26 protein-coding genes are annotated in these 26,630 nt (G+C 66.2%); 6 read left to right on the top strand and 20 right to left on the bottom strand.

What is annotated here, in order from left to right; genetic code table 11:
• Positions 1-22 precede the first annotated feature (22 nt).
• From purH to VSR34_RS03190, 7 genes are all read right to left on the bottom strand, one after another.
• Positions 23-1,588, bottom strand: coding sequence for a bifunctional phosphoribosylaminoimidazolecarboxamide formyltransferase/IMP cyclohydrolase (purH, locus tag VSR34_RS03220; RefSeq protein WP_028209437.1), 1,566 nt, complete (start codon positions 1,586-1,588; stop codon positions 23-25).
• A 64-nt stretch (positions 1,589-1,652) separates the two neighbouring features.
• Positions 1,653-1,886 carry a Fis family transcriptional regulator gene (locus VSR34_RS03215; protein ID WP_028209438.1) on the bottom strand — a complete coding sequence of 78 codons (234 nt, stop codon included), beginning with the start codon at positions 1,884-1,886 and terminating at the stop codon, positions 1,653-1,655.
• Positions 1,883-2,950: a tRNA dihydrouridine synthase DusB gene (gene dusB / locus VSR34_RS03210; protein WP_028230090.1), complete on the bottom strand. Its 1,068-nt coding sequence runs from the start codon at positions 2,948-2,950 to the stop codon at positions 1,883-1,885. The genes VSR34_RS03215 and dusB overlap by 4 nt, the downstream gene beginning before the upstream one ends.
• Positions 2,951-3,185: 235 nt before the next feature.
• Positions 3,186-3,584, bottom strand: a complete 399-nt coding sequence (locus VSR34_RS03205) for a type II toxin-antitoxin system VapC family toxin (RefSeq protein WP_342961848.1) — start codon at positions 3,582-3,584, stop codon at positions 3,186-3,188.
• Positions 3,581-3,823, bottom strand: a complete 243-nt coding sequence (gene vapB / locus VSR34_RS03200; RefSeq protein ID WP_342961847.1) for a type II toxin-antitoxin system VapB family antitoxin — start codon at positions 3,821-3,823, stop codon at positions 3,581-3,583. The genes VSR34_RS03205 and vapB overlap by 4 nt, the downstream gene beginning before the upstream one ends.
• Before the next feature lie 89 nt (positions 3,824-3,912).
• On the bottom strand, positions 3,913-5,202 hold the full coding sequence (locus VSR34_RS03195) for a UbiH/UbiF/VisC/COQ6 family ubiquinone biosynthesis hydroxylase (protein ID WP_342961846.1): 1,290 nt from the start codon (positions 5,200-5,202) through the stop codon (positions 3,913-3,915).
• 45 nt (positions 5,203-5,247) lie between these two features.
• Positions 5,248-6,642, bottom strand: coding sequence for an aminopeptidase P N-terminal domain-containing protein (locus VSR34_RS03190; protein ID WP_342961958.1), 1,395 nt, complete (start codon positions 6,640-6,642; stop codon positions 5,248-5,250).
• Between the two features lie 261 nt (positions 6,643-6,903).
• Between VSR34_RS03190 and VSR34_RS03185 the strand changes: the two genes are divergently transcribed.
• Positions 6,904-7,515, top strand: coding sequence for a glutathione S-transferase C-terminal domain-containing protein (locus VSR34_RS03185; RefSeq protein ID WP_028209444.1), 612 nt, complete (start codon positions 6,904-6,906; stop codon positions 7,513-7,515).
• Between the two features lie 122 nt (positions 7,516-7,637).
• On the opposite strand, the gene VSR34_RS03180 is transcribed toward VSR34_RS03185, so the two are convergent.
• From VSR34_RS03180 to VSR34_RS03170, 3 genes are all read right to left on the bottom strand, one after another.
• Positions 7,638-9,245 (bottom strand): FMN-binding glutamate synthase family protein, encoded by a 1,608-nt coding sequence (locus VSR34_RS03180; RefSeq protein WP_028230094.1) that lies wholly within the window; start codon positions 9,243-9,245, stop codon positions 7,638-7,640.
• A 230-nt stretch (positions 9,246-9,475) separates the two neighbouring features.
• Complete coding sequence (gene mnmA, locus VSR34_RS03175) at positions 9,476-10,681, bottom strand: tRNA 2-thiouridine(34) synthase MnmA (RefSeq protein ID WP_051390686.1); 1,206 nt, start codon at positions 10,679-10,681, stop codon at positions 9,476-9,478.
• A gap of 26 nt (positions 10,682-10,707) precedes the next feature.
• Complete coding sequence (locus VSR34_RS03170) at positions 10,708-11,199, bottom strand: NUDIX hydrolase (protein WP_028209446.1); 492 nt, start codon at positions 11,197-11,199, stop codon at positions 10,708-10,710.
• A 308-nt stretch (positions 11,200-11,507) separates the two neighbouring features.
• Here VSR34_RS03170 and VSR34_RS03165 point away from each other — a divergent pair, with 308 nt between their 5' ends.
• The 3 genes from VSR34_RS03165 to VSR34_RS03155 are packed head-to-tail and all read left to right on the top strand — an operon-like array spanning position 11,508 to position 14,461.
• Complete coding sequence (locus VSR34_RS03165; protein WP_028209447.1) at positions 11,508-12,659, top strand: Re/Si-specific NAD(P)(+) transhydrogenase subunit alpha; 1,152 nt, start codon at positions 11,508-11,510, stop codon at positions 12,657-12,659.
• A 17-nt stretch (positions 12,660-12,676) separates the two neighbouring features.
• Positions 12,677-13,006: an NAD(P) transhydrogenase subunit alpha gene (locus VSR34_RS03160; protein WP_342961845.1), complete on the top strand. Its 330-nt coding sequence runs from the start codon at positions 12,677-12,679 to the stop codon at positions 13,004-13,006.
• Positions 13,007-14,461 carry an NAD(P)(+) transhydrogenase (Re/Si-specific) subunit beta gene (locus tag VSR34_RS03155; protein ID WP_028209449.1) on the top strand — a complete coding sequence of 485 codons (1,455 nt, stop codon included), beginning with the start codon at positions 13,007-13,009 and terminating at the stop codon, positions 14,459-14,461. It abuts the gene before it with no gap.
• 78 nt (positions 14,462-14,539) lie between these two features.
• On the opposite strand, the gene VSR34_RS03150 is transcribed toward VSR34_RS03155, so the two are convergent.
• The 7 genes from VSR34_RS03150 to VSR34_RS03120 all read right to left on the bottom strand — a co-directional run bounded on the left by VSR34_RS03150 (position 14,540) and on the right by VSR34_RS03120 (position 21,399).
• Complete coding sequence (locus tag VSR34_RS03150; RefSeq protein WP_342961844.1) at positions 14,540-15,226, bottom strand: YafY family protein; 687 nt, start codon at positions 15,224-15,226, stop codon at positions 14,540-14,542.
• 152 nt (positions 15,227-15,378) lie between these two features.
• The gene (locus VSR34_RS03145) at positions 15,379-15,768 is read right to left on the bottom strand and encodes a VOC family protein (protein ID WP_028209451.1); all 390 of its coding nucleotides are present in this window, start codon (positions 15,766-15,768) and stop codon (positions 15,379-15,381) included.
• A gap of 232 nt (positions 15,769-16,000) precedes the next feature.
• Positions 16,001-17,317 (bottom strand): class I SAM-dependent RNA methyltransferase, encoded by a 1,317-nt coding sequence (locus VSR34_RS03140; RefSeq protein WP_342961843.1) that lies wholly within the window; start codon positions 17,315-17,317, stop codon positions 16,001-16,003.
• A gap of 267 nt (positions 17,318-17,584) precedes the next feature.
• A complete protein-coding gene (locus tag VSR34_RS03135) occupies positions 17,585-18,304 on the bottom strand; it encodes a PqiC family protein (protein WP_342961842.1) in 720 nt (239 codons plus the stop codon).
• Complete coding sequence (locus VSR34_RS03130) at positions 18,301-19,914, bottom strand: MlaD family protein (RefSeq protein WP_342961841.1); 1,614 nt, start codon at positions 19,912-19,914, stop codon at positions 18,301-18,303. Before VSR34_RS03130 ends, VSR34_RS03135 begins: the two co-directional genes overlap by 4 nt.
• Positions 19,907-20,575 carry a paraquat-inducible protein A gene (locus tag VSR34_RS03125; protein ID WP_051390688.1) on the bottom strand — a complete coding sequence of 223 codons (669 nt, stop codon included), beginning with the start codon at positions 20,573-20,575 and terminating at the stop codon, positions 19,907-19,909. Before VSR34_RS03125 ends, VSR34_RS03130 begins: the two co-directional genes overlap by 8 nt.
• Positions 20,572-21,399, bottom strand: coding sequence for a paraquat-inducible protein A (locus VSR34_RS03120; protein ID WP_081715783.1), 828 nt, complete (start codon positions 21,397-21,399; stop codon positions 20,572-20,574). Before VSR34_RS03120 ends, VSR34_RS03125 begins: the two co-directional genes overlap by 4 nt.
• Before the next feature lie 365 nt (positions 21,400-21,764).
• On the opposite strand from VSR34_RS03120, the gene VSR34_RS03115 reads away from it, so the two are divergent.
• Together VSR34_RS03115 and VSR34_RS03110 are read left to right on the top strand one after the other, a co-directional pair.
• Complete coding sequence (locus tag VSR34_RS03115; RefSeq protein ID WP_342961957.1) at positions 21,765-22,301, top strand: YceI family protein; 537 nt, start codon at positions 21,765-21,767, stop codon at positions 22,299-22,301.
• Between the two features lie 60 nt (positions 22,302-22,361).
• On the top strand, positions 22,362-22,913 hold the full coding sequence (locus tag VSR34_RS03110) for a YceI family protein (protein ID WP_342961956.1): 552 nt from the start codon (positions 22,362-22,364) through the stop codon (positions 22,911-22,913).
• A 68-nt stretch (positions 22,914-22,981) separates the two neighbouring features.
• Here the strand turns inward: VSR34_RS03110 and secF are convergent, their stop codons facing one another.
• The 3 genes from secF to yajC all read right to left on the bottom strand — a co-directional run bounded on the left by secF (position 22,982) and on the right by yajC (position 26,477).
• Positions 22,982-23,932: a protein translocase subunit SecF gene (gene secF / locus VSR34_RS03105; RefSeq protein ID WP_028209459.1), complete on the bottom strand. Its 951-nt coding sequence runs from the start codon at positions 23,930-23,932 to the stop codon at positions 22,982-22,984.
• 15 nt (positions 23,933-23,947) lie between these two features.
• Positions 23,948-25,996 (bottom strand): protein translocase subunit SecD, encoded by a 2,049-nt coding sequence (secD, locus tag VSR34_RS03100; protein ID WP_342961840.1) that lies wholly within the window; start codon positions 25,994-25,996, stop codon positions 23,948-23,950.
• Between the two features lie 151 nt (positions 25,997-26,147).
• Entirely contained in the window at positions 26,148-26,477 is a 330-nt protein-coding gene (gene yajC / locus VSR34_RS03095) for a preprotein translocase subunit YajC (RefSeq protein WP_028209461.1), read from the bottom strand.
• Positions 26,478-26,630: the final 153 nt, after the last annotated feature.

The raw sequence follows: 26,630 nt of genomic DNA, 5'->3' as shown, positions 1-26,630 counted from the left end.
CATGCGATCAAGGCAGCAAAGATCAGTGACGGAAGTGGCGGATGCCCGTCATGACCATGGCGATGTTGTGCTCGTCGGCGGCGGCGATCACTTCGTCGTCGCGCATCGAGCCGCCCGGCTGGATCACGCAGGTCGCGCCCGCGTTCACCACCACGTCGAGGCCGTCGCGGAACGGGAAGAACGCGTCCGAGGCGACCGCCGTGCCCGCGAGCTTGAGGCCCGCGTTCTCTGCCTTGATGCTGGCGATGCGCGCGGAATCCACGCGGCTCATCTGGCCTGCGCCCACGCCCATCGTCATGCCGTTCGCGCAGAACACGATGGCGTTCGACTTCACGAACTTCGCGACGCGCCATGCGAACAGCAGATCGTCCATTTCCTTCGGCGTGGGGTGGCGCTTCGTCACCACGCGCAGTTCGTGCGGCTGCACGTTCTTTGCGTCGAGCGATTGCACCAGCAGACCGCCGCCCACGCGCTTCAGGTCGAACGCATTATGGCCATCGCCCAGGGCGATTTCCAGCAGGCGCACGTTCTGCTTCGCTGCGAACACGGCCTTCGCGGCTTCCGAGAACGACGGCGCGATCAGCACTTCGACGAACTGCTTCGACACGGCCTGCGCCGCGGCTTCGTCCACTTCGCGGTTGAACGCGATGATGCCGCCGAACGCCGAAGTCGGATCGGTCTGGAACGCCTTCGAGTACGCTTCGAGCGGGTTCGCGCCGATCGCCACGCCGCACGGATTCGCGTGCTTGATGATCACGCAGGCCGGGGCGTCGAACGTCTTCACGCATTCCCAAGCCGCATCCGAATCGGCGATGTTGTTGTACGAGAGCTCCTTGCCCTGCAGCTGCGTGTAGTTCGCGAGCGCGCCGGCGGGCGCCGTGAGATCGCGGTAGAACGCGGCGCTCTGGTGCGGGTTTTCGCCGTAGCGCAGGTCCTGGACCTTGTCGAACGCGAGGTTCAGCACGGCCGGGTAGGTGTTGCGCGACTTGTGCTCGAGCGCTTCGGTCAGGCTCGTGAGGTAGTTCGTGATCGCGCCGTCGTACTGCGCCGTGTGCGAGAACACCTTGGTCGCGAGGCGGAAGTTCGTGGCGTAGCTCACGCTGTTGCCGTTCGCGCGCATCTCTTCGAGCACCTTCGCGTAATCGGCCGGATCGACGACCACGGTCACGTCGCGATGGTTCTTAGCGGCCGAGCGCAGCATGGTCGGGCCGCCGATGTCGATGTTCTCGATCGCGTCTTCGAGCGTGCACTCGTCTTTCGACACCGTCTGAACGAACGGATAGAGGTTCACGACGAGGAGGTCGATCGTCGGGATGCCGTGCTTTTCGAGCGCGGCCATGTGCTCGGGCAGGTCGCGGCGCGCGAGAATGCCGCCGTGCACCTTCGGGTGCAGCGTTTTCACGCGCCCATCGAGCATTTCCGGGAAGCCGGTGTAGTCGGCCACTTCGGTGACGGGGAGGCCCGCGTCCGCGAGCAGTTTCGCGGTGCCGCCGGTCGACAGGATCTTGACGCCGAGATCGGACAGCGATTTCGCGAAGTCGACGATGCCAGACTTGTCGGAAACGGAGATGAGCGCTTGCTTGATCATGATGGGGGAGAGTTGCCGAGAGATCGAGGAGTCCGCGCCGAAGGTCCAGTAAAGCGCAGCGGCGTTACATCAGGCCGTGCTGCTGGAGCTTCTTGCGCAGCGTGTTGCGGTTGATGCCGAGATACTCGGCGGCCAGCGACTGATTGCCGCCTGCCTGCTCGAGCACCACCTCGAGCATCGGTTTTTCGACGCACGCCATCACCATGTCGTAGACGTCGTGCGGATTGCTGCCGTCGAGGTCCTGGAAGTAGATGCCCAGGCTCTCGCGGACGGATTGTTCGATGTTGTGCTTGCTCATGCTGCCAGTCGATCGGTTGATTCGTCGCCGCTGTCGCTGCCGTTGTTTTCGTCGTCGACGTAGACGAGGCGCTCGGAGCGCGCCTTTTGTTCGTCGAAGAACTGGTTGACGGCGACGAGCTGCTCGCGTGTGGTGTCCAGCGTGTTCATGCGATGCCGGAAGGTGTTGGCGCCGCAAAGGCCGCGAGTGTACCAGCCGATATGCTTGCGCGCAGTACGCACGCCGGTAAATTCCCCGTAGAACGCGTAGTGGTCCTCCAGATGCTCGTTCATGATCGACTGGATTTCGTCCACGCGCGGCGGCGGCTGCAACTCGCCCGTCGCAAGGAAATGCTCGATCTCGCGAAAGAGCCACGGGCGCCCCTGCGCCGCCCGGCCGATCATGATGGCGTCCGCGCCCGTGAGCGCGAGCACCTCGCGCGCCTTGTGCGGCGACGTTATGTCGCCGTTCGCGACCACGGGAATGCGCGCGGCGGCCTTCACCGCGGCAATCGTTTCGTACTCCGCTTCACCGTGATAGAGGTCCGCGCGGGTGCGGCCATGCACGGTGAGCATGGCGATGCCGCAATCCTGCGCGATGCGCGCGATGGTGAGCGCGTTGCGGTTGTCGCGGTCCCAGCCCGTGCGGATCTTGAGCGTGACGGGCACGGCGTCCGGACCCACGCCCACGGCGTCGACCACGGCCTTGACGATGCGCGCGACGAGCGGCTCGTTCTGCAGGAGCGCCGAGCCGGCCGCGACGTTGCAGACCTTCTTGGCCGGGCAGCCCATGTTGATGTCGATGATCTGCGCGCCGTTGGCCACGTTGTAGCGCGCGGCTTCGGCCATCATGTCGGGGTCGGCGCCGGCGATCTGCACGGAGATCGGTTCGACTTCGCCCGCGTGATTGGCGCGGCGCATGGTCTTTTCGCTTTTCCAAAGCTGCGCGTTGGACGCGACCATCTCAGAGACCGCGTAGCCCGCTCCGAGGCGCTTGCACAACTGGCGGAACGGCCGGTCCGTGACGCCCGCCATGGGCGCGACGAACAGGTTATTACGCAGGGTGTGGCGGCCGATTGTGAGCATGACGCGCGAGCGAAGGCCGGAGGTCGCGGCCGGGAATGCGTTTCCGGCTGGCGCGGCTAGCGGCGTGAACTTTAAAAAGGGGAAACGCGTATTTTAGCGTAAGCGCGATGCGAGGTCGCGGTGCGTGGACCCTGGGACGGTTCAACACGCGGCCTGAAACCCACGCAACGGCGTTCAAGTGAAATCCGATTCGACCCTTCACAGGCGAATCGTCGATCGGATTCACGCGTCACATTCAGGCTTCAGCTTGCCAGTCCTCGACTTGCAAGTCGCCCACGCGTGCAAATTCTCGTACGTTGTGCGTGACTAGCACCAGCCCACGCGCGCGCGCCTGTCCGGCGATAAGTGCGTCGTAAGGACCAATCGGCGTGCCGGCGGCCGCAAGTCGCGCGCGGAGTTCACCGGCGTGCTGCGCGTCCTCTGCGTCGAACGGTACGACCTCGAATTGCAGGGCTTCGACGCGAGCGAGGTTGTCGGCTGCCCGCTGGCTCTTATGGGCACCGTAATACAACTCATGCATGACGATCGATGGGAGTCCGAAATCGCTCGGCAAGTGCGCACGCAAGCGCCCCAACATAACGGGTTCGCCTTTGAGGATTGCGATCACGGCATTCGTGTCCAGCAGATATTTCATTCGAACAAGTCCAGGTCAGGCCGCACTTGTTCTGCCGGTTGCGTGGTTGCGGCTGTTTCGAAGTCGGCATCGATCGGGCCGATCAGCGGGGAGAGCCATGCCCAGTCCTGCGGCACCGGTTCGAGGATGACGGCCGCACCGTGACGGCGTATGCGCACCTGCGTCGTCTCGAAGCGGAAATCCTTTGGGAGCCTGACAGCTTGCGAACCGCCGTGCTTGAAAATTTTCGCGATGTCCATTCGCGCCCTCGAATATATCTACAATTTGTATCTATTGTAGCGCGGTTGGCAAGGGCAAGGTGTCGAACGGATTTCGCTTGTCGATTGGATCAACTCCGCTGACCAAACATCATCTGCCGGGCGAGCGCCGCCTTCACCGGCGGCACGAATTCGAGCGCCGTGAGCGCGAGCCCCCGCAATGTGGCGAGCGGGCCGAAATCGATGGTGAACAGCCGTGCGAGCGTATCCGTCGCGCCGATCGTCAGGCGCCGGTCGAACGCGCGGCGGCTCGCGAACTCGCCGAGCGCGCGCGGGGTGGGGCCGTGCTGCGCGAGCGAATCGGCGAGGGCATGCGCGTCGCGCAGACCGAGATTGAGGCCCTGTCCCGCCACCGGGTGCAGCGTCTGGGCCGCGTTGCCGACCGCCGCGATGCGGCCGTTGCCGGAAACTAGCGCGTCGAGCGCGTTCAAGCCGAGCGGGAACGCCGCGCGGCCGTGGATCTGCGTGAAGCGGCCCATGCGCGCGCCGAACGCTACGCCAAGCTCCGCTAGAAAGTCGGCATCGCCTAGCTGCGCGCGGCGCTCGGCTTGCGCAGGCGAGCAGCACCACACCAGCGCGTAATCCGCGCCGCGCACGCCGCCCATCGGCAGGAGCGCGATCGGGCCTTCGCCCGTGAAGCGTTCCCACGCCACGTGCGGTTGCGGCGCTGAGAGCGTCACCACGCCGACCAGCGCGGTCTGGCCATAGTCGCGCGTGCGCCGCGCCTCGACCCGCGACTGCGCGCTTGTCACGTCGGCTTCGGCGGCTTCAGCGGAATCGTCCTGCGCGGCGCGTTGCGGCGGCGCGCGATAGAGCCCGCCTTCTGCGTTCACGAGGATGCGCGTGCGCATGTGGCGCGCTACACCCGCGCTAACGACGGGCAGCGTCACGCCATCGTGCTCCACCACGGGATCATGCGCATGCGTGTGATGCAGCCAGTGCACGCCCGTGCCGCGCACGGCCTGTGCGAGCGCCTGCACGATCGCGCCATAGCGCGCCACGTAGCCAAGCGAAGGCAGATCGTAGTCGTGGCGGTCGATCAGCGTGCGCCCGAAATGGCCGCGCTGCGAAACGTGGATGCGCTCGATGGGCGTGGCGTCGTGAGGCCACGCGAGCGTTTCGAGCAGTGTGCGGCTGCCCTGCGAGACGGCGATCGCGCGCGGGTCGCCAGCGCTGTCTCCGGGTTCGCGCGCGTCGATCAGCGCGATCGAGAGTCCGCGCGTGGCGCTGCGCCGCGCGAGCCAGCCCGCGAGCGCGAGACCCACCGGCCCTGCGCCGACGATCGTCACGTCGTGATCGAAATGTGCTTGCGCGGGCTCGCCGTTGGAGGCGTGGCTCGCGCTGCCGGAAACTGCGTTCATGTCGTTTGTTTCGCTTCGTATGGAGTCTTCGTGTCCGAGCCGGCTTCAGGCACCGCGCTGCGCGGCCTGCATCAGCGCCTCGATTTCGTCGGCGGCGACGGGCACGTCGCGCGTGATCAGTTCGCAGCCCGTTTCGGTGACGATGGCGTCGTCCTCGATGCGGATGCCGATGTCCCAGTAGTGCTCGGGCACGTCCTCGGCCGCGCGGACGTAGAGGCCCGGCTCGATCGTGAGCGTCATGCCGGGGCGCAACGTGCGCCAGGGCGGCGGGGCGTCCGCGCTTGCGCCGCTGTGTTCGCCGCGTTCACGATAATCGCCCGCATCGTGCACGTCCATGCCCAGCCAGTGCCCCGTGCGATGCATGTAGAAGCGCGCATAGGCGCGCTCGGCGATCACGTCGTCGACGCTCGCCAAGCGCTGCCGGTCGACGATGCCGGTATCGAGCAGCCCCTGCGCGAGCACGCGCACGGCGGCGTCGTGCGGCGCCTCGAAGTTCACGCCCGCGCGCGTCGCGTCGATGGCGGCCTGCTGCGCGGCGAGCACGATGTCGTACAGCTCGCGTTGCGCGCCGGTGAAGCGGCCGCTGGCCGGAAACGTGCGTGTGATGTCCGAGGCGTAGCCGTTCAGCTCGCACGCGGCGTCGATGAGCACGAGGTCGCCTTCGCGCGCCACCGCGTTGCCCGCGGGGTAATGCAGCACGCAGGCGTTCGCGCCCGCCGCGACGATCGAGCCGTAGGCCGGCGCCTGCGCGCCGTGCTTGCGAAACGTGTAGAGCAGCTCCGCCTCGATTTCATATTCGCGCATGCCGGGCCTGCAGGTCTGCATCGCGCGAACGTGCGCGAGCGCCGAGATCTTCGCGGCGCGCCGCATCGTGTCGAGTTCGTGCGCGTCCTTGATGACGCGCATGTCGTCGAGCAGCGGCAGCAGGTCGTACGCGGCGGCCGGCGCGGTGATGCCGCTGCGCCCCTGCGCGCGTACCGCGTCGAGCCAGCGCTTCACCTGCGCGTCGAAGCGCTCGGAGGCCGCGAGCGCGTAGTGCAGCGCCGGCCGGTTCGCGATGAGCTGGGCGATGCGCGCATCGAGTTCGTCGATGGCAAAGGCGGCGTCGAAGCCGAATGCTTCGCGCGCGGCGTCAGGACCGAAGCGGAAGCCCTCCCAGGTTTCGCGCTCGACGTTCTTCGCGCGGCAGAACAGGATCGCGGCGGGCTGGTTCTCGCCCGCGTTCGCGTCGAGCACGAGCAGCGCCTCGGGCTCCGTGAAGCCGGTGAGATAGTAGAAGTAGCTGTCGTGCCGATAGGGATAGTCGGCGTCGCGGTTGCGCAGCGCCTCGGGCGCGGTCGGCACGAGCGCGACACCGCCGCCCCGGGCGCGCAGCGCGGCAAGCACGCGTTCGCGGCGCGCGCGATAGAGCGCGGCGCCGCCGTCCGGGCCGCGCTGCATGTCGGCCTGGTCGGCGGCAGATTGGGCTTCGCGCGAGGCGGCGGGGGGGCTTTGCGTGAGGGTCGAGTCCATCGTGGGATTGTAGCGCTGGCTACAGACAGGCGCGCGGCGCCTCCGGCCGCCCGCAAGGGCCTTCCGGTGCAGGATGTTGTCTCCGGCTGACATTGTTTGTAGGAAAATTCCTGCACTGCAACAGACGACACGTCAGAAAAACGGGAATCCAACGTATACTTCGGCCGGATTCCAGAAAAGGCAGGTGCGATGAAACTTATCGGTTCGCTCGGCAGCCCGTATGTCCGCAAGGCGCGGATCACGCTCGCCGAAAAGAAAATCGACTACAAGCTGGTGCTCGAAAACGTGTGGGGCGCCGACACGACGATCCACGATTTCAATCCCCTCGGCAAGGTTCCGTGCCTCGTGATGGACGACGGCGAAGCCGTGTTCGACTCGCGCGTGATCTGCGAATACGTCGACATGCTCTCGCCCGTGGCCAAGCTGATTCCGCCGGCAGGACGCGAGCGCATCGAAGTGCGTTGCTGGGAGGCGCTCGCCGACGGCATGCTCGACGCTGCCGTGCTGATCCGGCTGGAAGCCACGCAGCGCACGCCGGAGCAGCGCAGCGAGGCGTGGGTGGAGCGCCAGGAGCGCAAGATCCGCGAAGGCCTCGACGCGATGGCCAAGGGTCTCGACGGCAACCCGTGGTGCGCGGGCAACCGCTACACGCTCGCGGATATCGCCGTGGGCTGCGCGCTCGGCTATCTCGACTTCCGCATGCCGGAGCTGAACTGGCGCGAGGCGCATCCGAACCTTGCGCGCCACTACGAAAAGCTGTCGCAGCGCCCGTCGTTCATCGACACGGTGCCGCAAGGCTGACAAAAAACGCCCGGCGGCAGAGTGTTGCCGTCGGGCGTTTGCCGCTGGACGCGCGCAAGGCGCGTCCCGAGCCGCTGCGCACCGCGCATCTCACTTCGCAGCGGCGGCGCGATCCTCCTTCCTCAGGCGATTTTCTCCTCCACCGGCGCGAACGAGTCGCTGCGAGCGAGAGGCCACCACTTTTCGTACAACTGATAGCGATAGCGGCCTTCGAGCAGATCGCCGGGCTTCAGGTACTTGAGCAGCTCCGACATCAGCTTCACCTCGTACGACGACACGCGCCGCACGATGTGATGCGCACGCAGATCCGACGGGCTCGCGAGACCGGCGGCCTGGATCAGCTCCTGGAGCGCGTGCAGCGTGTTGTGATGGAAATTGAAGACGCGCTCGCCCTTGTCGGGCACGTTCAGCGCGCGCTGGCGCACGGGGTCCTGCGTGGCGACGCCGGTGGGGCAGCGGTCGGAGTGGCACTTCTGCGCCTGGATGCAGCCCACGGCGAACATGAAGCCGCGCGCCGAGTTGACCCAGTCCGCGCCGATCGCGAGCGTGCGCGCAATATCGAACGCGGTGATGATCTTGCCGCTCGCGCCGATCTTGATCTTGTCGCGCAGGCCGATGCCCACGAGCGTGTTGTGCACGAGCAGCAGCCCTTCCTGCAACGGCGTGCCGATGTGATCGGTGAATTCGAGCGGCGCCGCGCCCGTGCCGCCTTCGGCGCCGTCCACGACGATGAAGTCGGGCAGGATGCCGGTCTCGAGCATCGCCTTGGCGATGCCGAAGAACTCCCAGGGGTGCCCGATGCAAAGCTTGAAGCCGGTGGGTTTGCCGCCCGAGAGCTTGCGCAGGCGCTCGACGAATTCGAGCAGGCCGCGCGGCGTCGAGAACTCCGAGTGGCGGGCGGGCGACACGCAGTCCTTGCCGATCGGAATGCCGCGCGTTTCGGCGATCTCGGGCGTGACCTTGGCGGCGAGCAGCATGCCGCCGTGGCCGGGCTTCGCGCCCTGCGAGAGCTTCACCTCGATCATCTTCACCTGCGGCTCGTTCGCGAGGCGCTGGAATTTTTCGGCGCTGAAGGTGCCGTCGTCGTTACGGCAGCCGAAGTAGCCCGACGCGATTTCCCAGATGACGTCGCCACCGTTTTCGCGGTGATACTTCGAGAGCGAGCCTTCGCCCGTGTCGTGCGCGAAGCGGCCTTTTTTCGCGCCCATGTTGAGCGCCCGGATGGCGTTTGCCGAGAGCGCGCCGAAGCTCATCGCCGAGATGTTGAAGATCGACATCGAATAGGGCTGCGCGCGCGTGGCGCCCACGAGCACGCGGAAGTCGCTGCCTTCGAGCTTCGTGGGGGCGAGCGAGTGGCTGATCCATTCGTGGCCCACGGCTTTCACGTCGAGCTCGGTGCCGTAGGGGCGGCTGTCGACGACGTTCTTCGCGCGCTGGTAGACGAGACTGCGCTGAACGAGCGAGAACGGCTTCTCGTCGGTGTCGTCCTCGACGAAGTACTGGCGGATCTCGGGCCGCACGAACTCGAACAGAAAGCGCATATGCCCCCAGATCGGGTAGTTGCGCAAAATCGCGTGGCGGTCCTGGGTGATGTCGTAGAGGCCGAGCGCGACGAGCAGCACGGGCACGATCACGCAGTACCACGACAGATGATGGAGGGCGGCCGCGGCGACACAGGCCACGAGCAGCAGCACCGCGCCCCACATGGCGAGATAACGTCGGGAAAACATTGGGGGGAACTCCTCGAACTTGATTGGGTGCGCGCGCCGCGTCGTCTTTTGGAGGGCAGCGGCGTGCGTCAGCCGCGCCGTTGGCGGGCGCGGCTTGCCGGAATGATGCCGCAAGTCCGTGAATCCGGCCGGGAAGCCAGCACGGCTCGATCGGCCTTCGGGCCAGGCTCGATGAAGGCGGAAAGGTCGGGTCAAAAAACACGCGGCGCCTGGAGCGCCGCGTGTTTTTCTCACGTTTGGCCTGCCGTTGCCGGTGTTGCCGCCGCTGGCTTCTTGCGCGGCACGCGCTTCTTTTTCTTCGGCGCTTCGGGTGGCAGCACGGCGGGCACATGCGGCGCGAGCGTCGTCACCGCTTCGATGATGCCGCCGCCCAGGCATACGTCGCCGTCATAGAGCACCGCCGACTGGCCGGGCGTGACGGCCCATTGCGCGTCGGGAAAGCGCAGCGAGAACTGGCCCGCGCCGGATTCGCTCGCCGACGCGAACGTGCACGGCGCATCGGCCTGGCGATAGCGCGTTTTCGCGCCGCACGCGTGGTGCTCCGCCGGCGGTTCCCCGGCCACCCAGCTCACGTTGCCCGCGCGCAGTTCGTGCGCGAGCAGCCACGGATGATCGTGGCCCTGCACCACGTAGAGCGTATTCGACGCGATATCCTTGCCCGCCACGAACCACGGGTCGCCGCTGCCGTCCTTGCTGCCGCCAAGCCCGATGCCCTTGCGCTGTCCGAACGTGTAGAACGCGAGGCCGATGTGCTCGCCCACGACCTTGCCCTCGGGCGTCATCATCGGGCCGGGTTTCGTCGGCAGATAGCGGTTGAGGAAGTCGCGGAACGGCCGCTCGCCGATGAAGCAGATTCCTGTGGAATCCTTCTTTTTCGCGTTCGGCAAACCGATTTTTTCGGCGAGCTCGCGCACCTTCGTCTTGGGAATCTCGCCGAGCGGGAACATCGTCTTCGAAAGCTGCGCCTGGTTCAGGCGATGCAGGAAGTACGACTGATCTTTCGTATGGTCGAGCGCCTTCAGCAATTCGAAGCGACCATCGCGTTCGCGCACGCGCGCATAGTGGCCCGTGGCGATCGTCCCGGCGCCGAGCGACATGGCGTGGTCGAGGAAGGCCTTGAACTTGATCTCGGCGTTGCAGAGCACATCCGGATTCGGCGTGCGGCCCGCCGAGTACTCGCGCAGGAACTCCGCGAACACGCGGTCCTTGTATTCGGCGGCGAAGTTCACCGCCTCGACGTCGATGCCGATCAGGTCCGCGACCGAGACCACGTCGATCCAGTCCTGGCGCGTCGAGCAGTACTCGCCGTCGTCGTCGTCTTCCCAGTTCTTCATGAAGAGACCGACGACGTCGAACCCCTGCTCCTTGAGCAGCCATGCGGTGACCGACGAATCGACGCCGCCCGACATGCCCACCACGACCCTGCCCTTGCTCATCATTTGCTCATCTCTTTGCTGCTTGTTCAGCTTCTGGTTCCCAGCCTGGGCGCGGTTGCGTGGGTGTGGATGAAGTCCAGCGGCACGCGCTTGCCCGCGAGGTAATCGTCGACACAGCGCATGACGAGCGGTGTGCGATGACGTTCGCTCGCCGCGCGCAGTTCGTCCACGCTCATCCATACCGTGCGGACGATGTCCGGATCGAGCGCACGACTCTGCGGCACGGCTGCAACGCTGCCGCAGTATGTGAAGCGCACATAGGTCGCGCCGCTCTCGCCTGGCTGGCCGAAATGCGTCATGTACACGCCGACTAGCGCCTCGGGTGTGAACGTGTGGGCGGTTTCCTCGAGCGTTTCGCGCACCACGGCCTCGTGCAGCGTCTCGCCCGCTTCCAGATGACCGGCGGGCTGGTTCAGGCGCAGTCCGGCGCTCGTGTGCTCCTCGACGAGGAGAAAACGCCCGTCGCGCTCGACGATCGCGGCCACGGTGACGTGGGGTGCCCAGGTTTCCTCATTCATGGGCCGGTATTTTACCGGGACACCGTGAACGCTGCCCGGGGCCGGATCGGACATGCGCGGGCACCGATCGAAGCGCCAGCCAGGGTTTTCCCGGCCGTCCGGTCGGACCTCGGAACGTGTCGTGTGCATCGCACAAAAACGTGCAAATCCCGCTATAAAACGGCCGCTGCTTTCGGTTAAAGTGGTGCCGTCGTTTTGCCGTCGCAATGGATGCCGGCGCTTCAACGCCGTTTGTCGGCCTCCCTTCGCTCGATTCGAGCCAGAACAGCTACAACAGCTAGAACAAGAAGGTCGAGGAGGAAACAACGATGCATATCGGAGTGCCCGCAGAGACGCGGGCGAACGAAACCCGCGTGGCCGCGACGCCGGAGACAGTCAAGAAGTACGTCGCCCAGGGCCATACGGTCACGATCCAGGCCGGCGCGGGCGTCGGCGCGAGCTTTCCCGACGAGGCCTATACGGCCGTCGGCGCGCAGATCGCCGACGCGGCCGCCGCGTTCGGCGCCGATCTCGTGCTGAAAGTCCAGTCGCCCACCGTGAGCGAGCTGCCGTTCATGAAACGCGGCGCGGTGCTGGTGGGCATGCTCGATCCCTTTAATGCGGAAAACGCCGCGAAACTCGCCGAGGCAGGCGTGACCGCCTTCGCGCTCGAAGCCGCGCCGCGCACCACGCGCGCGCAAAGCCTCGACGTGCTGTCGTCGCAGGCCAACATCGCCGGCTACAAGGCGGTGCTCGTGGCCGCGCACCTCTATCCGCGCTTCATGCCGATGCTCATGACCGCCGCCGGTACCGTGAAGGCCGCGCGCGTGCTGATTCTCGGCGCAGGCGTGGCGGGGCTGCAGGCGATTGCCACGGCACGGCGCCTGGGCGCGGTGATCGAGGCCTCCGACGTGCGTCCGGCGGTCAAGGAGCAGATCGAGTCGCTCGGCGGCAAATTCCTCGAAGTGCCCTACGAAACCGATGAAGAGCGCGAAGCCGCCGTGGGCGTGGGCGGCTACGCGCGCCCCATGCCGCCTTCGTGGCTCGCGCGCCAGTCGGCGCTGGTCCACGAGCGCGCCAGGCAGGCCGACATCGTCATCTCGACCGCGCTGATTCCGGGTCGCGATGCGCCCACGCTGCTGCCTTCGGAAACGGTGCAGGCGATGAAGCCGGGTTCCGTCGTGATCGATCTCGCGGCAGGACGGGGCCCCGTCGCCGACCAGGCCACCGGCCGGCGCGGCGGCAACTGCCCGCTCACCGAGGCCGACAAGGTCGTGACCCACCACGGCGTGCAGATCTGCGGTTATACGAACCTCGCCTCGATGGTCGCCGCCGACGCCTCCGCGCTCTACGCGCGCAATCTGCTCGACTTCCTCAAGCTCATCGTCACGAAGGAAGGCACGCTCAACATCGATCTCGCGGACGACATCGTCGCGGCCACGCTGCTGGCGCGCGACGGCGCCGTCACGCGCAAGGCATGACGAGGAGGAGACCAATAATGGAAGTCATCAACCATACCGTCATCAACCTGATCATCTTCGTGCTGGCCGTGTACGTGGGCTATCACGTGGTCTGGAACGTCACGCCCGCGCTGCATACGCCGCTCATGGCCGTGACCAACGCGATCTCGGCGATCGTGATCGTCGGCGCGATGCTCGCCACGGGGCTGACCGTGGGCGGCGCGGGCAAGTTCTTCGGCACGTTCGCCGTGCTGCTCGCCGCCGTGAACGTATTCGGCGGGTTCCTCGTCACGCGGCGAATGCTGGAGATGTTCAGGAAGAAGGAACCGAAAAAGCTCCCCTCCGCTGCTGGTAAGGAGGGTGCGTAAATGAGCATGAACGTCGTTACGCTGCTTTACCTGGTGGCGTCGGTCTGCTTCATCCAGGCGCTCAAGGGACTGTCGAATCCGAAGAGTGCGCGCGCCGGCAACGTGTTCGGCATGGTCGGCATGGCCATCGCCATTCTCACCACGCTTGCACTGATCGTGAAGGAGTCCGCACAGTTCGGCTCGAACCTCGGGCTCGGCCTCGTGCTGCTGTTCGCGGCGCTCGTGGTGGGCGGGGGCCTTGGCGCCTATGTCGCCGCGCGCGTCGAGATGACGAAGATGCCCGAACTTGTCGCGGCCATGCACTCGCTGATCGGTCTCGCGGCGGTCTGCATCGCGTATGCGGTCGTCTCGGAACCGGCCGCGTTCGGGCTCGTTGCCGAGGATGCGCCGTATCCGGGCTTCCTGCCGTACGGCAACCGCATCGAGCTGTTCATCGGCACGTTCGTTGGCGCGATCACGTTCTCGGGTTCCGTGATCGCGTTCGGCAAGCTCTCGGGCAAGTACAAGTTCCGCCTGTTCCAGGGCGCGCCCGTGGTCTACCCCGGCCAGCACCTGATCAACCTGATGCTCGCGCTCGGCATGATCGGCTTCGGCATCCTGTTCTTCATCACGCAGTCGTGGCTGCCGTTCATCATCATGACGGCGATCGCGTTCGCGCTGGGCGTGCTCATCATCATCCCGATCGGCGGGGCGGACATGCCCGTGGTCGTCTCGATGCTGAACTCGTATTCGGGCTGGGCGGCGGCGGGTATCGGCTTCTCGCTGAACAACGCGATGCTGATCATCGCGGGCTCGCTCGTGGGCTCTTCGGGCGCGATCCTGTCCTACATCATGTGCCACGCGATGAACCGCTCGTTCTTCAACGTGCTGCTCGGCGGCTTCGGCGGCGAAGCGGGCGGGGCGGCGGCGGCCGGGGCGCAGGAGCAGCGTCCGGTGAAGTCGGGTTCGGCCGATGATGCCGCGTTCATGCTCGGCAATGCGGAAAGCGTCGTGATCGTACCGGGCTATGGTCTTGCCGTGGCGCGTGCCCAGCATGCCTTGAAGGAGCTGACCGACAAGCTCGTCGAAAACGGCGTGGACGTGCGCTACGCGATTCACCCAGTGGCAGGCCGCATGCCGGGCCACATGAACGTGCTGCTCGCGGAAGCCGAAGTGCCCTATGACATGGTGTTCGAGATGGAGGACATCAACAACGAGTTCGGCCAGACAGACGTGGTGCTGGTGCTCGGCGCGAACGACGTGGTGAATCCGGCGGCGAAGAACGATCCGAAGTCGCCCATTGCGGGCATGCCGATCATCGAGGCGTACAAGGCGCGCACGATCATCGTGAACAAGCGATCGATGGCGGCGGGCTACGCGGGCCTCGACAACGAACTGTTCTACATGGACAAGACGATGATGGTGTTCGGCGACGCGAAGAAGGTGATCGAGGAGATGGTGAAGGCGGTGGAATAAGCCCGAGGCACTCCGAAGATCGGCAAAAGGCGCGCAGCGATGCGCGCCTTTTTTATCGGCGAGCCCACCTCGAGGCGCTCATAGCGACGGCGCGTTCACGCGCCTCAGATAGTCGGCGAGCCGCCGGCCGCTCACGTCGGGAAACGGTTCGAGCACCTCCACTTCCTCCATGCGCGCGATGTTGAAATTGCGGAAGTCCTCGCGCATTTCGCACCACGCGCCGACGGTCCATTGCGCGCCCCAATAGACGAGCCCGAGCGGCCAGATGCGCCGCTCCGTATGCGCGCCGATGCGGTCGCAGTAGGCAAAGCGCACCACGAGCCGCGTATCGACGGCACGATGCAGCGCGTCGAGCTTGTCCGAAAACGCGTGATCCATGTGGTACGCAGGCGCGAAAACCGCCAGGCGTTCCAGCACCGCGCGCTTTTCGGCCGGCATCGCCGCGGCGATCTTCGCGAGCGCGCCACGTGCGCCGCTCGCGAGCGCCGCGCCGCCCCATGATTCGGCCATGCGCGCGCCGACGGCGAGTGCGGTGAGTTCGTCGGCGGTGAAGGTGAGCGGCGGCAGGCTCGCCGTGCGCGCGAGCCGGTAGCCGATGCCCGCTTCACCCTCGATCGGCACGCCCGAGAGCTGAAGGTCGCGCACGTCGCGATAGACGGTGCGCGGCGAGACTTCCAGCCATTCGGCCAGTTGCTGCGCGGTGGTGAGACGCCGGCCGCGCAGCAGTTCGGCGATGCGAAAGAGGCGGTCGGCGCGGCGGGTCATGGCGGGTCGGTCGCGAAGGCGGGCGCGGTGATCGGGACAAGGACGGATGATAGCGCCGGGCGCGCGCTCGATGCGCCGGCTCGCAACCCGCGCGCTATCTAGCGAAGTTCAGGCCAACGTCGAGCCAGATTCGAGCCGATGTCGAGCCGATATCAACCCAGCTTCGGCGCGTGCAAACCGACGCGGTTGCCCTCGGTATCGATGAAGAAGCCGATATAGCCATAGTTGTTCGGCAGCTCGACGGCCGGCCCTTGCTGCTTGCCGCCCGCTTTCTCCACGCGGTCGAGCACCGCGGTGACCGAGGGCTGTGCGTTCAGGTACACGAGCACGCCCTTTGGGTCGGGCTTGGCGTCATGCGGATTGAACACGATGCAGCCGCCGGTTTCGGCTTCGGTGTGCGCGAAAAGCGCCATCTGCACGCCGCCGACCACTTCGCGCTGCAGCGCGGTGTCGAAGGCGGTTTCGTAGAAACGTGCGGCACGTTCCAGGTCATGCGCGGGAATTTCGAACCACGAGATCACACGGGACAGATCGGTAGACACAATGCGCTCCTCGAAGGCAACGGCGGACAGTGGATGGCGGCAGCCAGGCGGCTGCGGCCTCGCCGGATGGCGTAGAAGCAGTGTGCCGGGGGGCTGCTGACAGCGTGCTGTCAGTAGGTTTGGCGCGCCATACGCTTGTCGTCGACCTTTCCGGTGTTCATGCGCAAACGGCTAGTTCACGCGCGGCGCGGCGGCGGGCTCAGATGTCACCCGCCGTGCGCGTTGGCCGAGGTCATTGGGCGTCGTCGTTGCCTGCGGCGGGATTCGCGCCGCCGCTGGCCGGGCGTTGGCGCACGCTGCCTGCGATCAGGTCGAAGCGGAACAGGCGGCATTCGAGCGCGCCGTTGTAGAGCGGCGTTTTGGCGGCTTCGCGCAGGCGCAGCTGGCCCGGCAGCTTGCGGTCCGAAGTGAGGACGAAGGCGCGCCAGCCCGTGAAGCGCTGCTTGAGCGCGTCGCCGAGCGCCTGGAAGAACTCTGCGTCGGGCGCCTCGTCTCTCGCGCGGTGAAAGCCTTCGTCGTCGTCGCCACGCAGTTCGCGCGCCGTGGGCCGCGCCTCGCCGCGCGCATTGCGCCCGCGCACCTCGATACGCTCGCCATACGGCGGATTCGCCACGAGGATGCCCGGCGCGTCGGTGGGCGGCGTCATGTTGCGCGCGTCGAGCTGCTTGAGCGGCACGTTGCCGAAGCCCGCGCGCTTGAAGTTCGCGCGCGCCTTTTCCAGCATGACGTCCGAGATGTCGCTGCCGAAAATCAGCAGGTCGTGAGACTTGCTCTGGGCCGCGTTGCGCGCCGTGTTGGCTTCGCTCTTCAGGTGCCGCCATGCCGCCATGTCGGCCTGCTTGAGCGACTCGAAGCCGAAGCGGCGATCGAGGCCCGGCGCGATATCGAGCGCCACCTGCGCGGCTTCGGCGAGGAAGGTGCCGCTGCCGCACATCGGGTCGTAGAGCGGCGTTCCGGCCGTCCAGCCCGTGAGGCGCAGGATGCCCGCCGCGAGGTTTTCGCGCAGCGGGGCGGCGCCCTTGTCCAGACGCCAGCCGCGCTTGAAGAGCGGTTCGCCCGAGGTGTCGAGATAGAGCGTGCACTCGTTCGCCGTGAGGAAGGCGAAGACGCGCACGTCCGGATAGGCGGTGTCGATGCTCGGACGAGCGCCGGCCTTGTCGCGCATGCGGTCGCAGATCGCGTCCTTCACGCGCAGCGTGGCGAATTCGAGGCTGCGCAGCGGCGACTTGATCGCGGTGATGTCCACGCGCAGCGTCTCGTTCGGCGTGAACCACTGGTCCCAGCGCTGCTCGCGCGCGAGCGCGTAGATGTCCTGCTCGCTGCGGTATGGCCGCTGGGCGATCTTTAGAAGCACGCGGCTCGCAATGCGCGAATGGAGGTTCGCGGCGATGCCGCCGGCCCAGTTGCCGCGGAAATGCACGCCGCCCGGCACCTCGGCGCCGACCTGGAGTGCGCCGGGCGGCAGACGCCGTTGCGCGGTTTCGGCCAGTTCGGCGGCGAGCGCGGCTTCGAGGCCGCGCGGGCAGGGGGCAAAGAAATCGAAAGACATGAAGGAGGATGGGACGCTGCGGGGAAGGCGCTATTGTACGCGGGTTGCAGGGGCGGCCTAACGTGGATGCCCGGGCGCGTGACGAAGCATGTCAGCGTGCGCGAGTCGCAGACACTGAACTCGATTGCCGCCTGTCCCGCGCATCTGCCGAACACTAGCCTGCTGGGGCCCTTATGGGTTCCGGAGTGCGTGTGGTTAGTGCGGTCTGCGGTGAGGGCAGGTCGCCGGCGCGACGCACGCGCGCCGCGCCTCCGAAAAACGGTCGTCTCAGCCGCCTGCGGGCTGGGGCGTTCCGCCGGCAGCGGCGGGCGCCGTCTGCGGACAGGCGATGCTCGCCGGCGTGCCGGACTTCGTGGCGTTTGCCGCCACGCTCGCGCGCGGCGCGGCCGCGAGCGCGCGCACGCCGCTCGCGATCGACTGCGAGAGCGCGTCGATCGCGCGGCGGTGGCCGACCACGAGCGCGTCGTAGCCGTCGCCCACGGGCTCGTTGAGCACGCTGCGGCAGGTCATGACGGTTTGCGTGTCGAGCGAGCGCACGCTCCACACGGCGTCGACCAGCGCATGCGAGCCGGGCCACGACTCGAAGCGCTGCACGTTCACGCTCACGCGGTATACCGGCACGCCCGAGGGGCGCGGCGAGCCGTACACGTCGATGGTGCCGAGCTGCTGCGTGAGGTCGCCCGAGAGCGCGCGGCGGATTTCGTCGCCGGGCATCGACGCCCAGCGCTCCTGCTCGAGCACCCGCACCTGGGTGGCGTCGCTTTGCACCACGAGCTGTGCCTTTGCGACCTGCGGCGGCACGTCGACTGGCGCCAGCTCGATCAGCCACTGGGCGTTGCCCGCGCTGGGCGCGGCGGCCGTGCGGGCAGCGTCGTCGGTCGGGCTGAGCGTATAGAACCGGCTGGCGGGCGAGCTGCAGCCCGCGAGCGCGGCCGCGATCAACACCGCGCCGAGGGTGGCAAGGTTGGGGACACGTCGGAGCATCATGGCTTGTCTCCAGATTTGCCGCGCAGCAGCGATTCGGGATGGCGTTCGAGGTAATCCGAGAGCGCGTTGAGCGACTGCAGCGTGCGCGTGAGTTCCTGCATCGCCTGATGGACGTCCGACTGCAGCGGCGAATCCTGCTGCAGCGTGGACTGCGCGGCGTTGAAGGTCTTCTGCGCCTCATCCAGCGTGCCTTGCAGCTGCGGCAGGATCTGGTCGTTCACCTTGCCGAACAGCTGGTTGGCGTTCTTGAGCGAGTCGTTCAGGTTGTTGCCGATCTTGTCGAACGGAATCTGGTCGAGCTTCTTCGCGATGTCCGCCACCTGCAGTTGCAGCTCTTCGAGCGAGTTCGGCACCGTGGGCAGTTCGAGCGGGTCGTGATTGAAATCGACGGTCGCCGGCGCGGCCTTCGGGAAGATGTCGAGGGCGATGTAGAGCTGCCCCGTGATCAGATTGCCGGTGCGCAACTGGCCGCGCAGGCCGCGCTGGACGAGCCGCTTGAGCAGTTCCTGGCTTTGCGGTGTATACGGCGCAGGCGCTTCTCCGCGGATGCGGCGCGACAGTCGCAGCGGATAGAGATCCATCGTCACGGGCATCGTGAAATTGTGCTGTTTCGGGTCGTACTCGATGCCGATGTCGGTCACCTGGCCGAGCACGATGCCCCGGAAATCGAGCGGCGCGCCCACCGAAAGGCCGCGCAACGACTGGTTGAAGTACATCACCACGCGCTGCGGCGCGCCGTCCGGCTCGCGCATCGCCTCGGCCTCGTCGGAGGCGAGCGCGAAGGTGGCGGTGTCGGGCGCCTGCGGGCCCATGGACTGGCCGGGCGGAGCCTGGAACGCAATGCCGCCCACCACGATGGTGGCGAGCGACTGCGTGTTGACCTTGATGCCGTTCGAATCGAGCTGCACGTTCACGCCGCTCGCGTGCCACCAGCGCGTGTTGGTGCCCACGTACTGGTCGAACGGCGCGGTCACGAACACCTGCACCGTCACGCCCGTGCCGTCCTTGTCGAGCGAATAGCCGGTCACCTGGCCCACCTGGATGCGCCGGAAGAAGATCGGCGTGCCGATGTCGAGCGAACCGAGCGTGCCGCTATGCAGCGTGTAGCGATGGCCTTTCTCGTCGATGGTCACCGCAGGTGGCGCCTCGAGCCCGACGAAGTCGCTCTGCGAGTCCTCCGAGCGACCGGCGTCCGCACCGATGTACGAGCCGGAGAGCAGCGTGGTGAGACCCGAGACGCCGCTCGCGCCCACGCGCGGGCGCACGATCCAGAAGCGGCTGTCCTTCACTGCGAATCGTTCGGCGTCCTTCGTGAGTTCGACCGTGACGATCACATGGGAGAGGTTCGGCGAGAGCCTGATCGCGCGCACCGAGCCGATGTCGACGTCCTTGTACTTGACCTTGGTCTTGCCGGGCTCGAGCCCTTCGGCGCTCACGAAGCTGATCGTGATGGTCGGCCCGCGCGTGGCCACCGACTTCACGACAAGGGCAACGCCGATCAGCGCGGCGACGATCGGCACGATCCATACGAGCGACGGCAGCCAGCGCCTCGGCTTGATGATCTCCGGTTCGGGCAGATTCGGCGGGGTCGGTCCTTGCGGACTATTCATGTGGGTGATCCTGAGAATGTTGCGCAGGTTGGTGCTTGTCTTCGTCCACCGGATCCCAGATCAAGCGCGGATCGAACTGCATCGAGGCGATCATCGTCAGGATCACGACCGAGCCGAACGCGATCGCGCCGGGCCCGGCCGTGATCACCGCGAGCGACTGGAAGCGCACCAAAGCCACGGTTAGCGTGACGACGAACACGTCGAGCATCGACCAGCGCCCGATGAATTCGACGAGCCGGTACAGTTTCGTGCGCTCGACGGGTCGCCATGTCGACTTGCGCTGCGACGTGAACGCAAGCAGGGCGAGCACGGAAAGCTTGAGCATCGGCACCAGAATGCTCGCGATGAAGACGATCACGGCGAGCGGCCAGTCGCCGGAGGTCCAGAAGTAGACCACGCCGCTCATGATGGTGTCGTCCTCTTCGCCGACGAGCGAGGCCGTATGCATGACAGGCAGCAAATTGGCGGGGATGTAGAGCAGTGCGGCGGCAATGAGCAGCGCCCACGTGCGCATGATGCTGTCAGGGTTGCGCTCGTGCGTGGGCGAGCCGCAGCGCTCGCAGCGCACGTGCGCACCCGAGCGCGGACGCACGTGCGCCTGCACATGCCCGCAGGCGTGGCAGGAAATGTAGCCGGCGTCGGTGGCGGTTTGATATTTCATCGGGGGGCCTTGGGAAGTGGGCCGCCGCGCGGCGGCGCCGGATCCTGCTCGCCGGCGCCGGGGCCGCGGATCTCAGGCTCGGCCGGCGGGCGTGTCGACGCCGGGAAGGGCGATGACGGCCAGCGCGGCTCGTGCGGGCCCCCTGGGCTCCCAGGGCCGCCCGAGCCGCCTGCCTGGCCCCCCGGACCGGCGCCGCCTTCGCGTGCCTCGCGCGCGGCGTCGCGCAGCGCATCGGCGATGTCCCAGAGCGTGCGCGCATCGAAGGTGACGACCACGGTGAACATCAGCGTGAGCGCGCCAAAGGCAAAGAGGGCGGTTTCGGGAATCACGCGCGCGAGACTCACCATTTTCACGATCGTGATGAGCACGCCCAGCATGAACACTTCGAGCATGCCCCAGGGCCGCACGAACTGGATGGCGCGCAGCACGAGGTTGAAGCCCGGTGGAATGAAGCCGCGCCGCACCGGCAGCAGCACGTAGAGGAGCGCCACCATCTCCGTTAGCGGAAAAAGGGTGGTTGCGCAGAAAACCATCACCGCAACGATTTCCATGTCCTCATGCCACAGCACGATGAGGGCGCCGAACAGGCTCGACTCCGTGGTGATGCCGTTGGCATCGAGCTCGATGATGGGAAACGACTGCGCGATGAGAAAGGTGACGAGCGCCGCGACCGTCACGGCGCAGATGCGGTCGAGCTGGGTCGCGGCGCTGCTGTAGAGCGTCGCGCCGCAGCGCGAGCAGCGTGCCGACTGGCGGCCGAGCAGCCGCGGTTTGCGGTAGAGCGCGTCGCAATCGTGACACGCGATCAATTTGTCCTGGGCCATGCGGGCAGGTGACGCGAAACGACGGGGAGCAAAGGGCCTGTGGCGGTGGCGCGCCTGTCTACGTTGACCAGCAGCGGGTACCGACAGCGCGTCGCGCCATGTTACCAAACACGCCCGGTGGCGTGCCGCAACGACGTGCGCCCACCGGCCGGGCAGTTCGCCGGGCGAGTCTAGCCTTATCTCCAAATGTTTGTTGTCACTGGAATTGGATTATCTTTCCGGCATGGGAACCGGATGGCTGCGGAACGTGGCTGCAGCAGGATCCGCGAAGCGGGAAACTACGAAACCCAGGCGAGACGATCATGGAAGCATTGTCAGGGCGGATTCGCTCTTATCGTTGGCGCGCAGCCATCGGGGGCGTCGCGATGTGGGCGGCCGGCGCCGCGGCGCTGTGCGCTGGCGGGGCCGCGCACGCGCAGCTCGACGCGGCGAAGAGCACGATTGTCGCCATTTCGCGCCAGATGAACGTGCCGGTGCAGGGCAGCTTCACGAAGTTCAGTGCGCAGATCGACTTCGATCCGGCGAAACCGGCGAGCGGCAACGCCCGGATCGCGGTGGAGACGGCGAGCTACGATCTGGGCGACCGGACCTACAACGATTCGGTGCGCGGGCCCGAATGGTTCGACGCAAAGGCGTTCCCGCAGGCAACGTTCGTCTCGACTGCGATCACGCCGACCGCGACGAACCAGTACAGCGTGAGCGGCAACCTCACGATCAAGGGGCATACGCAGGGCGTGAGCGTGCCCGTGGTCCTCACGCGGCAGGGTGGGACGCAGACCTTCGACGGCACGCTGCCCATCCACCGCCTTGCCTTCGACATCGGCACGGGCGAATGGAAGGACACCTCGATCGTCTCCGACGAAGTGCTCATCAAGTTTCATCTCGTCGTCGCTCACAAGTAGCGCGCCGGCCTTGAGGAGCGGCTTTTGAACAACTCGACGTGGCTGAGCAAGGCTGTGGGGATGACCGTGGTGGCGATCGCCGCCCAGCTCGGGCACGCCGCCGACACCTACCAGCTCGATCCGAACCACACCTTTCCGAGCTTCGAGGCCGACCATATGGGCGGCCTTTCCACGTGGCGCGGCAAGTTCACCAAAACCACGGGCACGGTCACGATCGACCGTGCGGCAAGAACGGGCAGTGCGGACGTGACGATCGATCCGGCCTCCGTGCAGACCGGCAACGCGCGGCTCGACCAGCATCTCATCGGCGACGAGTTCTTCGATGTCGCGAAATATCCCACCGCCACGTACAAGGGCACGCGCATGGTGTTCGACGGCGACACGCCGAGGCGAATCATCGGCAACTTCACGCTGCACGGCGTGACACGGCCGCTCACGCTCGAAATCGAATCGTTCAAGTGCATGCAGCACCCCGTGCTCAAGCGCGAGGTGTGCGGCGTGGAAGCCGAGGGCGCTTTCAACCGCGACGACTTCGGCATCGACATGGGCAAGAAGTACGGCTTCAAGATGAAGACCACCCTGCATATCCAGGCAGAAGGCATCAAACAGTAGCGAACGCTGCGGCTGTGCACGAAAAAAAAGCCGGTTCGCGAGAACCGGCTTTTGCGCTGGTGCGCGGCTCAAACCTGCGCGCCCGCGTTCGGATCGTTCGGATCGAACTTTTCCTTCTTGTCCTTCACGAGGTCTTCGCGCTTCACGCCGAGCCACATGGCGAGCGCCGCCGCAACGAACACCGACGAGTAGATGCCGAAGAGAATACCCACCGTCAGCGCCAGTGCGAAGTAGTGCAGCGTCGGGCCGCCGAAGAAGAACATCGAGAGCACCATCATCTGCGTACAGCCGTGCGTGATGATGGTTCGCGACATCGTGGTCGTAATGGCGTGGTTGATCACTTCGGTCACGCTCATCTTGCGCTCGCGCCGGAAGGTCTCGCGAATCCGGTCGAAGATAACCACGGACTCGTTCACCGAGTAGCCCAGCACCGCGAGCACCGCCGCGAGCACCGAGAGCGAGAACTCCCACTGGAAGAACGCAAAAAAGCCCAGGATGATCACGACGTCGTGCAGGTTCGCGATCACGCCGGCCACGGCGTACTTCCATTCGAAGCGGAACGACAGGTAGATGACGATGCCCGCCACCACACAGGCGAGCGCGAGCAGGCCGTCGGTGGCGAGCTCCTTGCCGACCTGCGGGCCGACGAACTCCACGCGCTGCAATTGCACTTGCGGATTGGCGGCCTTGAGCGTGGACATCACCTGGTCGCTTTGCTGCGCCGAGCTCAGGCCCTCCTTGAGCGGCAGGCGGATCAGCACGTCGCGCGAGGTGCCGAAGTTCTGCACCTGGGCGTCGCCGTAGCCGATCTTCGCGAGCGAGTCGCGCAACGGCTCGAGCGGCACCGCCTGCGGGTACTGCACTTCGATGACCGTGCCGCCCGTGAATTCGATCGACAGGTGCAGGCCGCGATGAAACAGAAAGAACACCGCCGCGATGAAGGTGATCAGGGAGATCGCGTTGAAGATCAACGCGTGCTTCATGAACGGGATGTCTTTGCGGATGCGGAAAAATTCCATGTTTGTGACTCCGTATCAGCGGGACGAGCCCGTGTTGTTGCCGGGGCCGCCCGAGGCGTCGCGGCGGCGCACGACCGGCTTGGCGCGCGCGGCGCCCTTTGCGCCGGCCTTGGCCGGTTCGCGCTTCGCGGCCGTTGCGGAAACCGCGCGGGCCGTATCGGTGCCGGCGTCGGCGCCGGCGAGCGCGGGTGCCGCCTCCTGAGGCTCAGGACGCCACACCTGACCCACCGCCAGCGACTTGAGCTTCTTCTTGCCGCCGTACCAGAGGTTCACGAGACCGCGCGAGAAGAACACGGCCGAGAACATCGACGTGAGAATGCCGATACAGTGCACGATCGCGAAGCCGCGCACCGGACCCGAGCCGAACGCCAGCAGCGCGAGACCGGCGATCAGCGTCGTCACGTTCGAGTCGAGAATCGTTGCCCAGGCGTGCGCGTAGCCGTTCTGGATGGCCAGCTGCGGCGGCGCGCCGTTGCGCAGTTCTTCGCGCACGCGTTCGTTGATCAGCACGTTCGCGTCGATGGCCATACCGAGCGCGAGCGCGATAGCCGCGATGCCCGGCAGCGTGAGCGTGGCCTGCAGCATCGAGAGCACCGCCACGAGCAGCAGCAGGTTCACTGAGAGGCCGATCATGGAGATCACGCCGAACAGCATGTAGTACGCGATCATGAACACGGCGATCGCGGCGAAGCCGTAGATCACCGAATCGAAACCCTTGCGAATGTTGTCCGCGCCGAGGCTCGGTCCGACCGTGCGTTCCTCGATGATTTCCATCGGCGCCGCGAGCGAGCCGGCGCGCAGCAGCAGCGCGAGGTCGGCGGCGGCCTGCGGCGTGGGCTGGCCCGTGATCTGGAAGCGGTCGCCCAGTTCCGACTGGATCGTCGCCACCGTCAGCACTTCGCCCTTGCCCTTTTCGAACAGCACCATCGCCATCGGCTTGCCGATGTTGTCGCGCGAAACGGCGCGCACGGCGCGGCCGCCCGCCGAGTCGAGACGGATGTTGACCGACGGACGCTGATGCTCGTCGAAGCCCGCCGAGGCGTCGATGATGCGATCGCCCGTGAAGATCACCTGCTTGCGCAGCAGCACCGGCGCGGCGTTGCCTTGCGTGAAGAGTTCGTCGCCGGGCGGCACCGGCGCGTTCACGTCCGGATGCAGGCCCATCGGGTCGGCGAGGCGCGCTTCGAGCGTCGCCGTGCGGCCGATGATGTCCTTCGCCTTCGCGGTGTCCTGCACGCCCGGCAGTTCGACCACGATGCGGTCGTCGCCCTGCTGCTGGATTACGGGCTCCGCCACGCCGAGCTCGTTCACGCGGTTGTGCAGCGTCTGGATGTTCTGCTTGAGCGCCGCTTGCTGAACCGCCGTCTTGACGGCCGGCGTGAACGTGCCGACGAGCTGCACGCCGCCCTCGGGATTGTTCTGCGTGGCCCATTGAAGCTCGGTGATGCCGCCCGAGCCCGCGAGCACCTTGCGCGCCTGCTCGGCCACGTCGGCATCGGCGAAATTGACCACCACCGACTGGTTGACGCGGTTCACGCCGCCGTCGCGGATGTTCTTGTCGCGCAGGAGCGTGCGCACGTCCGAAGCGTCGGAATCGAGCTTCTTGTTGAGCGCGCCGTTCATGTCGACCTGGAGCAGGAAGTGCACGCCGCCGCGCAGGTCGAGGCCGAGATACATCGGCAGCGCGCGCATGCTGGTGAGCCAGCGCGGCGAGGCGCTCTGCAGGTTCAGCGCGACGATGTACTGCGGATCGGTCGGGTCGGCGTTCAGCGCGTGGTTGAGCGCGTCTTTCAGGCGCAGCTGCGTGTCCGTATCGGCGACGCGCACGCGGATGTTCGCGTTCAGCGACGAGTTGTCGAACGTGACGTCGGCAGCCTTGATGTTGTTCGCAACGAGCGCGGCTTCGACCTGGGCGAGCGTGCCCGAGTCGAGCTTGACGGTGGCCTTGCCGCTCGAGACCTGGACCGCGGGCGCTTCGCCGAAGAAATTGGGCAATGTGTACACGAAGCCGATGACGAGCGCCACCAGCATCACGACATATTTCCAGAGGGGATAACGGTTCATTGGTTGACCCAACGGGGGAGGGGAAGAGCGCTGTGCGCGTCCGGCTATGCCTTCGGGGCGTTCCTGCATTGACGTTTCGTGGTCAGTGGCTGGGCCGGGCGCGCGAGGCCGTTCTTTTGGAGGCAACGGCCTCGATGATTCTTGCGACGCTTTACAGCGACTTGATCGTGCCCTTCGGCAGGATGGTCGAGACCGAGGACTTCTGCACGGTGATTTCCGTGCCGTCGGCGATTTCGACGCCCACGTAGGCTTCGCTGACGCGGGTCACCTTGCCGACGATGCCGCCGCTCGTGATCACTTCGTCGCCCTTGGCCATGGCCGCGAGCATGTTGCGATGTTCCTTCTGACGCTTCATCTGCGGACGGATCATGATGAAGTACAGCACGGCGAACATCAGAATGAGCGGCAGGAAGCTCATCAAGCTCGATTCGGCACCACCTGCTGCACTGCCTTGCGCGAAGGCATTGGAAATGAACGACACGTTGGTCTCTCCGTTTTTACGATCAAAAAGCGAGCCGGTTATTCTACCACCGGCATTCTCCGCGACGATGACGCCAAATTGGCTTGCCGATCAAGCGCTTATCTTGAATCTTGCCGCTGCCCGGCGGGCGTATGGGTGAAAACCGGCGCCGCG

This window comes from Paraburkholderia sp. JHI2823 (assembly GCF_038900695.1).
In the GTDB taxonomy this organism is placed as follows: Bacteria; Pseudomonadota; Gammaproteobacteria; order Burkholderiales; family Burkholderiaceae; genus Paraburkholderia; species Paraburkholderia mimosarum.
This window is presented reverse-complemented; position numbering and strand designations above follow the sequence as displayed.

Excerpts from the sequence above, each read along its gene's own strand:
- mnmA (WP_051390686.1), bottom strand. The coding sequence starts at position 10,681 with ATGAGCAAGGGCAGGGTCGTGGTGGGCATGTCGGGCGGCGTCGATTCG.
- VSR34_RS03150 (WP_342961844.1), bottom strand. The coding sequence starts at position 15,226 with ATGACCCGCCGCGCCGACCGCCTCTTTCGCATCGCCGAACTGCTGCGC.
- VSR34_RS03190 (WP_342961958.1), bottom strand. The coding sequence starts at position 6,642 with ATGCAGCGCGGCCCGGACGGCGGCGCCGCGCTCTATCGCGCGCGCCGC.
- VSR34_RS03170 (WP_028209446.1), bottom strand. The coding sequence starts at position 11,199 with ATGAATGAGGAAACCTGGGCACCCCACGTCACCGTGGCCGCGATCGTC.
- secD (WP_342961840.1), bottom strand. The coding sequence starts at position 25,996 with ATGAACCGTTATCCCCTCTGGAAATATGTCGTGATGCTGGTGGCGCTC.
- purH (WP_028209437.1), bottom strand. The coding sequence starts at position 1,588 with ATGATCAAGCAAGCGCTCATCTCCGTTTCCGACAAGTCTGGCATCGTC.
- VSR34_RS03215 (WP_028209438.1), bottom strand. The coding sequence starts at position 1,886 with ATGAGCAAGCACAACATCGAACAATCCGTCCGCGAGAGCCTGGGCATC.
- dusB (WP_028230090.1), bottom strand. The coding sequence starts at position 2,950 with ATGCTCACAATCGGCCGCCACACCCTGCGTAATAACCTGTTCGTCGCG.
- VSR34_RS03165 (WP_028209447.1), top strand. The coding sequence starts at position 11,508 with ATGCATATCGGAGTGCCCGCAGAGACGCGGGCGAACGAAACCCGCGTG.
- VSR34_RS03110 (WP_342961956.1), top strand. The coding sequence starts at position 22,362 with ATGACCGTGGTGGCGATCGCCGCCCAGCTCGGGCACGCCGCCGACACC.
- vapB (WP_342961847.1), bottom strand. The coding sequence starts at position 3,823 with ATGGACATCGCGAAAATTTTCAAGCACGGCGGTTCGCAAGCTGTCAGG.
- VSR34_RS03195 (WP_342961846.1), bottom strand. The coding sequence starts at position 5,202 with ATGAACGCAGTTTCCGGCAGCGCGAGCCACGCCTCCAACGGCGAGCCC.
- VSR34_RS03120 (WP_081715783.1), bottom strand. The coding sequence starts at position 21,399 with ATGGCCCAGGACAAATTGATCGCGTGTCACGATTGCGACGCGCTCTAC.
- VSR34_RS03160 (WP_342961845.1), top strand. The coding sequence starts at position 12,677 with ATGGAAGTCATCAACCATACCGTCATCAACCTGATCATCTTCGTGCTG.
- VSR34_RS03155 (WP_028209449.1), top strand. The coding sequence starts at position 13,007 with ATGAGCATGAACGTCGTTACGCTGCTTTACCTGGTGGCGTCGGTCTGC.
- VSR34_RS03180 (WP_028230094.1), bottom strand. The coding sequence starts at position 9,245 with ATGTTTTCCCGACGTTATCTCGCCATGTGGGGCGCGGTGCTGCTGCTC.
- secF (WP_028209459.1), bottom strand. The coding sequence starts at position 23,932 with ATGGAATTTTTCCGCATCCGCAAAGACATCCCGTTCATGAAGCACGCG.
- VSR34_RS03130 (WP_342961841.1), bottom strand. The coding sequence starts at position 19,914 with ATGAATAGTCCGCAAGGACCGACCCCGCCGAATCTGCCCGAACCGGAG.
- VSR34_RS03125 (WP_051390688.1), bottom strand. The coding sequence starts at position 20,575 with ATGAAATATCAAACCGCCACCGACGCCGGCTACATTTCCTGCCACGCC.
- VSR34_RS03140 (WP_342961843.1), bottom strand. The coding sequence starts at position 17,317 with ATGTCTTTCGATTTCTTTGCCCCCTGCCCGCGCGGCCTCGAAGCCGCG.
- VSR34_RS03205 (WP_342961848.1), bottom strand. The coding sequence starts at position 3,584 with ATGAAATATCTGCTGGACACGAATGCCGTGATCGCAATCCTCAAAGGC.
- VSR34_RS03185 (WP_028209444.1), top strand. The coding sequence starts at position 6,904 with ATGAAACTTATCGGTTCGCTCGGCAGCCCGTATGTCCGCAAGGCGCGG.
- VSR34_RS03115 (WP_342961957.1), top strand. The coding sequence starts at position 21,765 with ATGTGGGCGGCCGGCGCCGCGGCGCTGTGCGCTGGCGGGGCCGCGCAC.
- VSR34_RS03135 (WP_342961842.1), bottom strand. The coding sequence starts at position 18,304 with ATGATGCTCCGACGTGTCCCCAACCTTGCCACCCTCGGCGCGGTGTTG.